Genomic DNA, 14441 nt, shown 5'->3' with positions numbered 1-14441 from the left:
ATGAATGCACAGGATTTAAAAAACAGCATATTGCAATTAGCCATCCAAGGAAAGTTAGTTGAACAGAGACAAGAAGAAGGTAATGCTAAAGAATTAATAAAAGAGATAAAAGCTGAGAAGGAAAGGCTTATAAAAGAAAAGAAGATAAAGAAGGAAAAACCACTGGCAGAAATAGCTGAGAGCGATATACCTTTTGAGATTCCCGAGAGTTGGGAGTGGGTGAGGTTGTCTGATGTTATTGATGTTAGAGATGGAACTCATGATACACCAAGGTATGTTACAGAAGGTATCCCATTAGTAACTAGCAAAAATCTAATTAATGGAACTATTGATTTTGATAATGTAAAATTAATATCATTTGAAGATGCAGAAAAAATAAACAAACGATCTAATGTAGACAACGGAGATATATTATTTGCAATGATTGGTTCTATTGGGAACCCTGTTTTGGTAAAAAAGGATAGAGAATTTTCAATTAAAAATATGGCTCTTTTTAAAACAATCAACATTAATTTATTTAACATGGAATATTTATTTTGGTATTTAGAAAAAGAACAGGATATTATGAAGAAAAAAGCAACAGGTGGTGTTCAATCGTTTGTTTCATTATCCTTTTTAAGAGCTTATTTAATCCCAATTCCACCCCTAGCAGAACAAAAACGTATTGTAGCCAAAATAGAAGATTTAATGCCTTATATAGAAAAATACGGCACAGCCCATTCTAAATTAGAGGCATTTAATAAGAAGTTCCCAGAGGATATGCAGAAGTCAATTTTGCAATACGCTATCCAAGGAAAGTTAGTGGAGCAAAGAGAGGAAGATGGAACTGCTGAAGAACTTTATAAGAAGATACAAGAAGAAAAAGAAAAGCTTGTAAAGGAAAAAAAGATTAAGAAGGAAAAACCACTTGCTGAAATAACTGATGATGAGGTGCCTTTTGAGATACCGGAGAGTTGGAAGTGGGTGAGGTTAGGAAATTTATTTTCTGTATCTACGGGGTTAACGCCTGCAAAGACAAATCCTTTGTTTCATGAAAATGGAGATATTCCCTGGATAACAAGTTCTCAAACAGGTGAACTTAAAATTGAAAAAGCAAATAACTTCATAACAAAGTTTGCGATTGAAAACACCAATATAAAAATTTACCCAAAACATACTTTGTTAATAGCAATGTATGGGCAAGGCAAGACAAGAGGACAGATTTCTGAATTGTTAATCGATGCTACTATTAATCAAGCATGTGCTGCATTAGAGAATATAGTGGCTGAAGAAAACTTGAGAAAATATATACTGTATTTTCAAATATACAATTACGATGTATCACGTACTGGAGCTGAAGGATCAGCACAACCAAATCTGAATTTAGATAAAGTTAGAAATATTTTAGTTCCTTTACCACCATTAGAAGAACAAAAGCGTATTGTAGCCAAGATAGAAGAAATGCTGCCTTATTGTCAACAGTTAGTAAAGTAAACAATTGAATGTGTATAGGGTAGGGGAGGTTAAATCTCCAGCACTTAAAAATAAAAATTATGCTGTAACTATATATGTATCTTAATAAGTTACATATATAGTTACAATAATAATAACAATATTAAGTCACGTAATCAGTAACCTTTTCTGTTACAAAATTATGTTACAATTTTTATTACAAAATTTGTAACTGTTATTATGACATAAATGGCTTTATAGATGATTTTATATATAACTAGGTATCTTTTTAATATAGATATCTAGTTATATAGTTATCTATATATTTCTATACTTCATTAGTAATAATTTTTTATAAGTTTATAGGTTGTAGTATCACAATATCTATAAATTTATCATCAAATTTTTTATTGTATTCTTTCTTGTAACTATCTATATTTGATATTATAGATTCTTTATCATACACAAAGAAAAGTATATGCTTTCTTCTATAATGAAAGCTATCTGAACCCATTTCTTCATTTAAAGTTCTTTCACTCATACTAGGTCTAGTGCATTTAACTTCGATGGTTGTATTACAAGATTCTATATCTATATCATATCTTACAGTTGAACAATTGATTTCCTCAATTACTTCAGTTCCTGCATTAGGGAATATAGGTTTTATAAGTGAAAATAGTATTCTTTGAACATCATATTCATTACCTATTTTTATATTTTCTAATTGATCCTTTTTTATATTACCTTTTCCATGGACATCATCCAAATACATACTCTTTATGTGTTCATAAAAATTATTAAGTATCTTTTTCAATATTAATATAGATGTTTCTTCATCTATATCTGATTTATAATTTATGAACTTTAATTTTTCCTCATAAATATAATTCTTGAGTTCCTTTAAATGCATTAATATTCTTTCTTTAGCAGCAGAAATACTTTCTTTATTTTTTAAGTCGGAAAATGGATTAGTTATATATTCTGCTAATTGTGATGTTTTTAATATTAATTCTGGAGAATATATATATTTAGCTATGTTAGCAGATATATTCTTTAAAATGGTAGCTATTTCTTTAGGATCATCTATACTCATAAGCTCTTGTATTTGTGTATTTATAAATTCAGTTACTTCATTTACTGAATATTTTAATTCTATAGAGCAATTCATATTATCTCCCCCATCTTAAATAGAAAAGGAATAGAGGGTCTATTATATATATCTTTTCATCTTTCCATTCTAAAACTTTATATATATCCTCTCTCTCATCAATCAATTTTTGCATTCTAATAACTGTATCTTTAACTTTTTGCCTATCTGGTTTAGGGTCATTATCATTTATTAATGCATTTACTCTATCTCTAATATCATCTATTGTTAATCCCATTGAAGGAGGATTTTGAGCAAGAGATTCAACTACTAATTGATATAAATCCATCTCAACATTAAATTTAGTATTAAACTTACTTCTTTTTTTGCCTTTACTTAAAGGACCTTTTGATATTAAACTTACTACATCTGCGTAATCAATATTTAAAGTTGTAAATTTAAAAGCCTTTGTCAATATATCAGATGTTATTTCTGTTACTTTAATTTCACTATTATCAATCTCAAGTAGTGTGCAGATACTTAAGCAGATATATTGCATAAGTTGTGGAGATGTTAAACTTTCAACAGCAATATAATTAGCAATTTCCTTCGGGATAGCTATATTTAATTCGTTAAAGCCTTTTATAGCTATTTCTTCTAATTCAGGTATCTTCCATGAATCAATATCGATTAGGCTTAGTCTTCCAGCTAAATCTGCATTTTTTCTTATTGGGGCATCAGCTCTATGAGGTAATGATATTATAATTGCTCTAAAATCTCTTCTTATTGCATCTTTAAGATGACTTGAAATACTCTTTTGAGCGTCTAAAGATGCATAGTGGAAATCATCTAAAATTAGAACTTTATTATTACTAACAAAATATTCAATTACTTTATCTTTAGTCATAATAAACATTTCAGTTTTACTATGTTGCTCTATATTACTAATTTGTTTATTTTCTGTTATTTGGCCTTCTAAAGGAACTCCAACTTTTTGTGCAAGTACATTCCAAAAATCTTGACCATTTGAAAAATCAGCACCAGATACATTAACCTGTCTTTCGAGTGGTATTACTTTTTCACATAAAACAGTTTTTCCCATTTTAGAAGAACCTATTATTGAAATTAGTGTTCCAGATATATTTAAAGCTAATTTTAGTCTTTGTTCATAATCTATATCATCTTTAGATTTCCTTGTTATATATGTATGTTCAGGAAAGTTACAAGGTTTAAAGACATCAGATGACATTAAATTTTTATTACACATACTTATCACTCCTTATAAGTAGTTTTAACCAAAATGAATATATTTAATCATTTTTAATATAATTTATATTGATTTAATCTAATATTATCATATTTAATACTAAAATAATATAAATAAAGGATTTAATCTAAAATTAATTCAATTTAATATTTTTAACTATAACCTTTTGATAGTGAAGTATAACTTATTTATGGTATTTTAAAATCTACTGAGATTAATGATTTTTTATGACCTATAAAAACAACAACAATATATGTTTTCTTATTATTTTACAAATAGTTTAAATCATTTATAAAATAATAAGTTTTTTAAATATAACCTTTTGATAGTGAAAATTGATTTAATATAACCTAGATATGATGTGTTTCTAAGTCCAACTATAACTTATTTATGGTACTTATGATCTAAGTATAACTTATTGATAGTCTGTTGTTGTTTTATATAGTTTTATATATATTGTTTTAATATGTTTTCGGCATAGTTGAAAGCCTTGATATATCTATGTTTCAATAGCTCAAATATAACCTTTTGATAGTCAAGTATAACTTATCGATAGTAAAAATGGATTTAAGTATAACCAGTTGATAGTGAACTATAACCTAATGATAGTGAAAATTACTTAAATATAACCTTTCGATAGTGAACTGAACTACAGTATCTAAATCAAGTTATATCAATATTTTACCTAGATTTTTTATAAAATATTTTAACTTATTGATAACCAATTACAAATAAGTTATATTTATAATGCGAGGTGATAATAAATGCTTAATGAGCTAAAAAGCATGAGCAATAATTGGATATATCAAAGCAATAGACTGATTGAAGCATCTTATACATTAACTGTTATGGAACAGAAATTAATCAGACTGCTAGCAAGTATGATTAAAAAAGATGATGATGATTTTAAAGAGTATAAATTTAAAACCAAAGAACTAATAAAAATATTAAATACAAGCGATAGCAGATTTTATAGGGATATTGATAATATTACAGATTCCATTATGCAAAGAGTTATTAAAATAAAGGATGTAAATACTGGAGAGTTTGAAAAATATCATTGGGTAGATACCTGTAAATATAAAGATGGAGTTTTAACATTAAAGGTAAATAAAGAATTAAAGCCCTTTTATTTAAACCTAGATTGGTATACCAAATATCAATTAAAAAATATAATGCAATTCAAAAGCACCTACTCATTTAGATTATATGAACTCTTAAAGCAATATGAAAAAATAGGAATCAGATCAATTACCATTGATGATTTTAGATGCGTATTAGATATTGATGATAAACAATACCCTAAATATGCAAATTTAAAGCAGAAAGTAATAAGCGTTGCAGTCAATGAAATAAATTCAAAGACTGATTTATACATTGAATACGAAGAAATAAAAGAGGTTAGAAAAATAACATCATTAAAGTTTTATATAAAACACAATGAGAATGTGAAAAGTGAAAGAGCTATTGACCTTGAAGATCTAAATAGAGAAAACATAAATTATGATATTAACATTGTAAAAAATCTTATTGGAGATATAAGCTATAGTGAAGCCTATAAAATACTTAATGCTGCTGATTATGATATTGAGAAGGTTAAGGAAAAATATAATGTAGTAAGTAAACTTAAAAATGTAAATAACTTAGTAGGAGCCATGATGCAGGCAATAAAAAACGATTGGACAGTAACTGAAGTTATTAATAATAAATTCAATAATTTTGAAGCAAGAACTTATGACTATAACGAATTAGAAGCAAACCTACTCGGCTGGAATAAGGAATAATGGATACATTAAATAACAAATTATATTATAAAATAAGTTAAAAATGTTGTTACAAATTTCATAACAACATTTTTAACTTATTTTATAATGTATTTGTGATTTTAGATAGTTATATATTTATCTTTTAAGCGTATAAAGAGAATAATAAATGTGGAAGTTTTAATTATAGTAGAGATTAAATTGGATAGAAAAATAAATATTAATTATTTTCTCCATGTTCTAAAGATTCCATATACTCAATCAAATCACTAACATTTGTATAAGGATTACTTTTTACAATATTTTCAGCAGTTCTTTTTTATCTTCCTAATTCCAATCACCCTTTAACACTGGAATTGCGCCATATTTTCCTTGAAGATAACCTTTTTCTATACTTATACTCTTTCTTACTCCTCCAAAATCATATAATGAATAAAGATCAGTACTCTTATCTTCTTTCTTTTCAGTAAACCAAATCTGATCTCTTCTTAAAAGATCTGAATCAAGCAGGTTTGTATCATGTGTTGTAAAAATTAATTGAGCATTATTCTTATTCACATCAGGATCTAAAAACATTCCCATGAGTTTCTTTACTAAAAGTGTATGAAGCCTAATATCAAGTTCATCAATTACAATTGTATATCCACTCAATAGTGCATTAATCCATGGGCCTAAAAGACCAAAAAACTTTTGGGTTCCATCTGATTCTTCATCTATATCAAATTTATAATTAGTAATATTACCTTCTTTATCTTTAGCTTTATGAATCATTTTAATATCTATAATATTTGCATCCTGTACTTTTTTTAATAACTGGGATTTAACATCCTCAGATAGCAATTTAAATACATCAGAATTTATTATATCGTCACTTTTCTTTATATCTACGGCTATATCATCTATTCCTACATCTGCTAGTTTTATATATTTTTTTACAAGTAAATTGATTTTTTCATCATTATGCATACTTGATACAGTATACCCTTCCAAACCATCATGATTAATAAAAATATTTAAATAACTGCTTAACCATTCAAAAGGAACCTTTGCTTTTTCATATTCCCACAAACTTTCTGTGGCAATAAATAATTTATTTTTAGAATGAAATTTATTTTTTAATTCTGATTGACGTTCAACATCAATTGTAAACTTATATTCATCTCTTTCTCTTTCAAAAATAATACTTTGTCTGCCATTTGGGTAATAGTATAAATACTCATCAATAACCTCATCTTCTGTTACAGAAAAACCATAAAGATATTTTATATTGTTATGAATAAAAATAACTTGAAATTCACTAGGTTCATTTTTATATTCTTTGTCAGACTTAAAAATATCTCTTGGTATCTTTCGTCCTTGCTGCATTTCATGAGAGTTTTTTATAAGCCATGTGAAAAATTTTAATGCTTTTAATACATTTGTTTTACCAGAAGCATTGGCACCATATATAACTACTGATTTTAAAGCATTTTTAATTTTTTTTCCGTCTTCATATGGTAAAAGATTATCTTCAAATGAAGAATCTTTAGATGCCACCATGCTTAAAGTCACTTCATCTTTTATAGATAAAAAGTTTTTTACCGTAAATTGTAATAACATTTTAGCCCTCCGTATAATAATTTTTATCAAGTGAAACTTGATTCAGGTGGGATTTGATCCCCATCTGAATCTTAGTTGAACTTATCCAGGAGCGTGCAGCCGTTATTTCCAGCTTAAATAAAGGGGAGTATTACAGATGCTAGCTATTGGATAAATATATTGTTATTTTTAGTATATTATAATCACAATTTTGCATAAAAGATACAAAATTAATAAATAAAACTCATTATTATAAGATTTTAATTTAAAACTTATTAGATATTTGCAACTGTACGCGTATTACTTGAATAATCATCTATTCATTGCTAAAATTTACATTGTAAGGAGAATTAAATATGAATAAGAATTTATTTTGGCCAATATATCAGAAACTAGAAGAAGAATTTAAAGAGCTAAGTTATTACATAGCGATAGATAGAAAACAATTAAAAACATATTCTATAAAAATAGCAGATCTAATATTAAGAACAGTTGCTGAGTGTGAAAATATTGCAAGTGTTATATGTAAAAATGAAAAAATTAAATTTACAGATAAGAAGGGACATATAAGAAAAAGTGTTTATTTTAATGAATACATAGATGAGCTAAATAAAGTATTTAAATTAGATAAAAAATTAGTAAATCCAATTTTTAATAATATAGACTCTAGTACTTTTAACTGCAAATTACAACCATTTAGAAAAGAAACATTAAAAGTAAATGGTAAAGAGAAAGAAATTATTCCTTGGTATAATGCTTATAATAAAATTAAGCATGATAGAGTTAAAAATTATAAACAAGCAAATTTAGAAAATTTAATAACATCTCTAGCAGCCTTATTTATGCTTAATATTTATCTTAAAAATGAAGTATTTTATGATAATGATAATTATGACTACAAAAAAATAGTATCTAAAATTGAAAATTTTTCAGATGCTTTTGAAATAGATTATTCCGTAAAAACAAATAGATACGATAATACCAATACAGATAAAAATAGTTTCTTTGATCCAGTAAGTTTTTGGGAAATTGCATTGCCTATGTCTGTATATGTATTAGAATGTGATAAAGAAATAAAAACTGATACAGATAGTGTTGCTGATTCAATGGACAAGTTAGAATCCAATATTCTTATAGCAAAATCTGATGGAAGTTTTGAGAAAAAATACTCTGAATACACTTTTACAGATCATAAAACAGTTTGCAAAATAGTAGCATCAATTAATAGATATTGAAAATTTACCTATTCTGCGACCTTTTAATTAAAATATAATATGTAGGCTATCATCATATATTATATCCATAAGTTCTTTATTATCTACATATATATTTACCTATAATGATTAGACATAGAAATCATTTTATCAGCAATAGTATAGATCGCATAAATGTAAAATGTGATCTAATATGTCAAGCATTTCTTTAGCTTCAGGATCAAACTTATAATCAACTACACTCTGAATTTCTTTATTTTCATTGTAATTAATTATATCTGCTAATGTTATATTCTCGGTTTCTATAATTTTATTTATACAAGTTTTAAATGTAGTCTTATCGTTAATTTCTCCTTTAAATAAGTTATTTAAAGTTTGCCTGTTTATATCTGTTAATTTAGAAAATGATATTCTAGTATGCCCTTTAAGTTTCATTATTTCTAGCAAATTTTTACCTATGTTTTTTCTATTATAAAATAAATTATCTATAGTTAAATTGCATGAAAAATTTTGCATATAAACACCTCCAAATACCTTAAAAAATACAATATTATCTATTTTTATTGTAACAAATAATTATACAAAAAATATAACATATATTATAACGTACAGCGTAACAATATGTGTTATATTTTTTCTTACTTAATTTATTAAAATAAAATCTCTATTTTCTTATTATATATATCCTTAGCTAAGTCTTCATCAGTAAAGAGTGAAATATGTTCTTGTTTTAACACATGAGCCTCGATTGATAAATCTAATCTGTTATTTTCCCACAATACCTCAAAGCCATAGGTTCCACCATTTTTTGATATTAGTGTTTTTGCAGCCTGTAGTCAGCCTTTTTCTGAAATAAGGTGCAAAAAACTATTAGAAATATAACCAAGATCTTTTTTTGCTATATTATAAATATTTTGCATATCTGAATTAAATTTCCTCTCTAAATCATTCATTATAAATAGCTCCTATTACTTTAATACATTCCAATTATTTAAATGGTCAGTAACATCAATTGTCTTTTCACGAATTTCAACAGCTTTACCATCTTTAATAGAGAAGTATAAATGAAAAAGTTCACTATTTGTAGATCGGTTTTCATCACGATAGAAACCTAATTCATCGGGTTCATAAATAAAGAAATTCCAATCTCCATTTTTATCTACAACTGAGAATAAACAAAAATCATATATAGTTCCGATTATTTCGTCTAAATTAATTGTATGCCAGGCATGATCCAGACCATTCTTATCTTCATGTATTTTGCTATGATAGAATTTAATTATAATAGCCCTTTTGCTATTTTTATCAGCTTTTATAATCTTTATACCGCTGCCTTCTTTTCTTGAAGCTTTTTCCACCAAATAATTAGGAAATTTACTTTGAATTATTTTCATGGCCTTATCTCTTGCTTGAGATCTAGTAAACTCTTCCTGTTCATTAACAGAATCATCAATATCATCTTCAAATTCTTCATATTTTCGTGATGCTAACTCATTTTTAACGTCAGCTACTTGTTCTTCCAAGTTTTGAACTCTGCTCATTAACTCTAAAATGATTTTATCATAATGGATAAAATAAGAAATGTCAATGATAAACTTAGATAAAATAAGATAAAATTATATTTGCAAAAAAATTGAATATACAGAATGTTTTTAACTAAATAATTTAGATAGTATTAACTATTATTCATTTATGATTATCAGAAATGAATAATAAACAATATATAAATATAATAATTAATAAAATAAAACAGAAAAAAACAACAGTTGTTTTAATGTATTTAATGTATTTAATGTATTTAATGTATTTAGGCACCCTTTGAGCCCAGTAAACAAGCCATTTTTTTGACGTTAAAACTACTTTTTAAGGATTTAAAACTACCTTTTAAGGATTTAAAACTACTTTTTAAGGACGTAAAACTACTTTTTAAGGACGTAAAACTACTTTTTAAGGATTTAAAACTACTTTTTAAGGAAAAATTTAAGATAGAAATTCATTAAAAACTACCTTTTAAGGGCGTAAAACTACTTTTTAAGGAAAAAGATTTATCTATAATAAAGATTAGTAGATTCAATCATATATTTTCTATTCTTTAGGAATTTATATTCCAGTAAAATTTGTGGAGATCTTAAAAAAGGCTGATTGGATAGTTTGGGTATTTTAAAATGAATAAAAATAAAATATATGTATACAATATAATTACAATGTATTTACAAAAAATATATATTATCATATAATGTATATATAGAAGTAAAAGGAGTGATACTATGGCTCAAACAACAGTTAATGTTCGTATGGATGAAGAATTAAAAAAACAAGCAGAAGCTCTTTTTGCGGATTTTGGCATGAATATGACAACTGCATTCACCATTTTTGCCAAAGCAGTTGTAAGGGAGCGTAAAATACCTTTTGAAATCACTGCAAGTGATCCATTTTATAGTGAAAGTAATATGGCAAATTTGAAAAAATCCATAACTCAGCTTAATGAAGGAAAGGGTTTAGTAGAAGACATTCTTGAGGTAGATAATAAATAAAGTATGGTCTGATGAAGCTTTTGATGATTATATTTATTGGCAGTCACAGGATAGAAAGACATTAAAGAGAATTAGTCAACTAATTAAAGATATTGAACGTAATGCGTCTAAAGCTGGTGGATATAAAATTAGATTTGTAACCATCAGCTTTTTTTTTATGAAAATTTAAACCAAAGTTTCAGTTGAAGAATATCTAAAATTTTTATATTAAAACTACTTTTTAAGGATTTAAAACTACCTGTTTGAAGATTAGTAGTTTTAATGATATTATTTATTTAATAAGACTTAGGCAAAAGCAAAAAAATAATAGATTAGTATGATTATCTATTATTTCCTTTCATGTGCCTAAACTGGAGGCTCATATGAATTCTGATATTAGTATAGTTGATGAAGAGAAAGCGGAAGATATTAGTGAGGTACTTTTTAAGAGTAATACGCTTATTAAAAGTAATATTAACATCACTAGCGTGGAATATAAGATTTTTAATAAGATTTTATATAAATGCCAAATTGAGAAAGAAAATGACAGCCAGTTAAGAGCTGTTTTAACAATTGATGAGCTAAGCAGCATTGTTAAGAATAAAAAAGAAAATACAGTGAAAGCACTAACTGAAAGCTTAGAAAAGTTTATAAAAATTCCTATCAGATTTGAAAAACAAAAAAGTTATGTGATTACAACACTTATTAACAAAGTTGTAGTAGACAAAGATACTCTTAAATTTAATTGTTACTTGGATAAAGATCTTTATGAGGTTTTAATGGGGTATAAGGAGCTTGGATATTCACCAATTAATTTAAAGATGATAAGACAGGCAAATGGTTATTATACTCAAAGGTTTTATGAGTTATTTAGAGTCTGGAGCGGGCATAATAAGGAAGTTACGCATACAATAGATCAGCTTAAAGAGTGGCTTATGATTGAGGAAGGCACGTCCTATGACAGGTATTTTAACTTCAAAACTAAAGTTGTAGAGCCGGCATTAAAGGAAATAAACCAAAAGTTAAATATGAAAGTGTCTTATAAAGAAAATAAAGCAGGAAGATCAGTAAAAAGCTTAACTTTTATTGTTGAAGATTTAGAGCCTAGAATATATGATTTTAGTAAAGACAAGGCTATAAATAAGCAAATTTCAATTGACGAGTTGGCTTTAGAATTAGATGAGAGCTCTTATGAAGAATCTTTGTTAAAAGATAAAAAGGAAACTTTAGATGCTACTGAATACTTAAAAAAATCAGGATTTACCATAGCAGACTCAACTATACATAGACTTAAGTTAAAATATGGTGAGGTTCTGGTTTATGATGGGGTATCTATAATGTGCAATAAATCAAAACAAGGAAAGATAACAGCACCAGTTAAGTATTTGACGGGAATACTTGAAAATTTAAATAATAAATCTTTAAATGAGGAAGCAGATGATTCTAAAAAGCTACGGTTTAATAATTTTGAACCAAGGCAGTATGATTATGATGAGCTGGAAAAAAAGCTGCTTGGATGGGATAAGTAAAGATTAAATCCATAAGGAAATCTATTAAATTAGGTTTCCTTTTTTGGTGTTTAAGATTAAATACTATCATTCATAAAGTTTTTTGAAATTTAAGCATATTTCCCAAGCAGAATATAATAAGGGAACTAACAGAACAGATAAGTTAAACCTTTTAGATTCAATAAATTCAATCGTTAATGAAATAAAAAATAAATTTAATTAAATTTAGGTTTACAAAATTCATAGAAATATTCTTTTAGTAAGTGTAAAGCAAATGAGTTAGCTAACCTCAAACAGCTTAATAAAATTTAATTAATTAAGGAGACGATATTATGTCAAATACAAAAACTGTATATACTTTTATACCAAAATCAGAATTTGAAGCAAGATTTGGAACTGTAGCTGAAATTGATGCGGTTGTAAATTCTCATAACGCTACTAAAATAAACGCAGTTGTGTCCCTATTTGCTGCTCTTGTAAAAAAGAGTGTTCCTGGAGCTTTAGCTGTTAGTACTATACAAGGTGCTGTAGCAGCCGTATATGATGATTTACAGGCAACTATAGCAAAGTATAATTCTAAGTACCCTGATTGGTGCGTAGTAATAGAAACAACTCTAGGCTGTTCAGGTTGGGGTACTGGTAGTCCAAATTCTTCTGGTGGATATCTTACTTATGATAGAATAGTTTCTTCTAGTGGTTATGTTGAAGTTGGAGAATATTAAAATTATTTTAAAAGTTTATTTTCAACATAATTAATATATATAAAAAACAAGATTATAGTATTTATGACTATTCTCTTGTTTTTTTATATTTTTATTGTATTTAACTTGAATCATACTTAAGCAAACTTTCCTATTATAAGCCTATAAATCATTGAAATTACTAGGTTTTATTCTTTTCTGATCACTATAAGATAAATTAAGGATTAGAAGAGTTTCGCAGAAAAGTTTGGCTAATGTACGCAACAATCTCAATAATAAAAAAGGATTTTCATATACTATGTTTAATTAATATATTTATAATAATAATCAGTAATATTAAGAGAAAGGACCATTGTATGTTTGAATATATTGATTTCTTATTAAAATATTTATTTGGAGTATTATTCCTTATATTTGCTATAATGGGTATTAGCTGTTACTTTAATATATTTACAAACATTATTAATTTTAAAGTTAATAATGTGAAAAAAAAATATGTTATCCTTAATGAAAAAGAATATTTACGAATTGAGGGTATATATAACATAATGGTAAGCATATTAAGTTTAATTGATTTTTTAACAATTAGTTTTAAAGAAAATTGGATTTTTCCTGTTTTATTAACAACTACAGTTATGATAAATATTTTAATTTACTTCTCAAAAAAATTTGAAAAAGAACTTTTGGAAAATAAGGGGTAATCTATTGTGTACCTCTTTAGCCAATTTATCTTCATCTCTTATATAAAGACCATTCTAGTATGCAAAACAATGTATATAAATTTTATTTTCATATTGTTAATTGGAATTATAGACCTTTGATTGTCTGTTGAAATATAATAGCAATTTATCATTAAAATTTATATAAAATCATATTTCTATATTCAAGCCCACAAACCATTTCCTAACTTTTAAAGAAATTAAGTATAAATTTTAAAAAAGCTTTATCATGAATATTCTCTTATCTGATCAACCTTTATTCTATGTGTTTTGAGTAAATCCTACAGATAAAATGCATGTACAAAATAGGAAAAGATTTTCTTGTCACATTTTATAAAGAATACGGTATATGATGATTATGACGGATTAATACAATTGTGAGATGCAATATCATTGCCCAATGGTGCTTGCATAATGGATTGAACGAATTTGAAACAATACTGCATCTATTTCTGGTGAGAATGTGGTAAGTATTAAATTATTCAAAAGAATGGACTATATGTTAAATTTCTATTTATTTAGAAAAAATAATGGCTATTTCCCCCTTACCAACTATTGCTATAAGATCAGCATCATTAATAACACCTAAATTTATAGATTCATTTTCAGTATCGAATCTGTTATAAAATTTTTGATTACCAGTTGAGTCAACTATACTTA

At 26.2% G+C, this 14441-nt stretch carries 11 protein-coding genes and 1 pseudogene; 7 read left to right on the top strand and 5 right to left on the bottom strand.

Annotated elements, in window-relative coordinates; all coding sequences use genetic code 11:
• Complete coding sequence (locus ACJDTP_RS20690) at positions 1 to 1473, top strand: restriction endonuclease subunit S (protein ID WP_406762300.1); 1473 nt, start codon at positions 1 to 3, stop codon at positions 1471 to 1473.
• A gap of 310 nt (positions 1474 to 1783) precedes the next feature.
• Here the strand turns inward: ACJDTP_RS20690 and ACJDTP_RS20685 are convergent, their stop codons facing one another.
• On the bottom strand, positions 1784 to 2599 hold the full coding sequence (locus tag ACJDTP_RS20685) for a PD-(D/E)XK nuclease domain-containing protein (RefSeq protein ID WP_160360418.1): 816 nt from the start codon (positions 2597 to 2599) through the stop codon (positions 1784 to 1786).
• A gap of 1 nt (position 2600) precedes the next feature.
• Entirely contained in the window at positions 2601 to 3785 is a 1185-nt protein-coding gene (locus ACJDTP_RS20680) for an AAA family ATPase (RefSeq protein WP_160360419.1), read from the bottom strand.
• Positions 3786 to 4549: 764 nt separating this feature from the next.
• Here ACJDTP_RS20680 and ACJDTP_RS20675 point away from each other — a divergent pair.
• Positions 4550 to 5569 (top strand): replication initiation protein, encoded by a 1020-nt coding sequence (locus tag ACJDTP_RS20675; RefSeq protein WP_406762299.1) that lies wholly within the window; start codon positions 4550 to 4552, stop codon positions 5567 to 5569.
• 306 nt (positions 5570 to 5875) lie between these two features.
• Here ACJDTP_RS20675 and ACJDTP_RS20670 read toward each other — a convergent pair whose 3' ends face one another.
• On the bottom strand, positions 5876 to 7147 hold the full coding sequence (locus ACJDTP_RS20670; protein ID WP_406762298.1) for an AAA family ATPase: 1272 nt from the start codon (positions 7145 to 7147) through the stop codon (positions 5876 to 5878).
• Between the two features lie 335 nt (positions 7148 to 7482).
• Between ACJDTP_RS20670 and ACJDTP_RS20665 the strand changes: the two genes are divergently transcribed.
• Positions 7483 to 8361 (top strand): hypothetical protein, encoded by an 879-nt coding sequence (locus ACJDTP_RS20665; protein WP_406762297.1) that lies wholly within the window; start codon positions 7483 to 7485, stop codon positions 8359 to 8361.
• Between the two features lie 129 nt (positions 8362 to 8490).
• Here the strand turns inward: ACJDTP_RS20665 and ACJDTP_RS20660 are convergent, their stop codons facing one another.
• Together ACJDTP_RS20660 and ACJDTP_RS20655 are read right to left on the bottom strand one after the other, a co-directional pair.
• Positions 8491 to 8856, bottom strand: coding sequence for a helix-turn-helix domain-containing protein (locus ACJDTP_RS20660; protein ID WP_406762296.1), 366 nt, complete (start codon positions 8854 to 8856; stop codon positions 8491 to 8493).
• Positions 8857 to 9308: 452 nt separating this feature from the next.
• The gene (locus tag ACJDTP_RS20655) at positions 9309 to 9863 is read right to left on the bottom strand and encodes a hypothetical protein (protein WP_406762295.1); all 555 of its coding nucleotides are present in this window, start codon (positions 9861 to 9863) and stop codon (positions 9309 to 9311) included.
• A 744-nt stretch (positions 9864 to 10607) separates the two neighbouring features.
• Here ACJDTP_RS20655 and ACJDTP_RS20650 point away from each other — a divergent pair.
• The 4 genes and pseudogenes from ACJDTP_RS20650 (at position 10608) to ACJDTP_RS20635 (ending at position 13083) form a co-directional block, all read left to right on the top strand.
• A complete protein-coding gene (locus ACJDTP_RS20650; RefSeq protein ID WP_077869042.1) occupies positions 10608 to 10874 on the top strand; it encodes a type II toxin-antitoxin system RelB/DinJ family antitoxin in 267 nt (88 codons plus the stop codon).
• Positions 10867 to 10977: pseudogene (locus ACJDTP_RS28120) on the top strand (type II toxin-antitoxin system YoeB family toxin); the annotation flags it as partial. The gene ACJDTP_RS20650 and the pseudogene ACJDTP_RS28120, both read left to right, overlap by 8 nt.
• A gap of 259 nt (positions 10978 to 11236) precedes the next feature.
• A complete protein-coding gene (locus ACJDTP_RS20640) occupies positions 11237 to 12382 on the top strand; it encodes a replication initiation protein (protein WP_406762294.1) in 1146 nt (381 codons plus the stop codon).
• Between the two features lie 311 nt (positions 12383 to 12693).
• Positions 12694 to 13083 carry a hypothetical protein gene (locus ACJDTP_RS20635; protein WP_077869045.1) on the top strand — a complete coding sequence of 130 codons (390 nt, stop codon included), beginning with the start codon at positions 12694 to 12696 and terminating at the stop codon, positions 13081 to 13083.
• Positions 13084 to 14441 lie beyond the last annotated feature (1358 nt).

This window comes from Candidatus Clostridium helianthi (assembly GCF_045310795.1).
GTDB lineage: Bacteria > Bacillota > Clostridia > Clostridiales > Clostridiaceae > Clostridium > Clostridium helianthi.
This window is presented reverse-complemented; position numbering and strand designations above follow the sequence as displayed.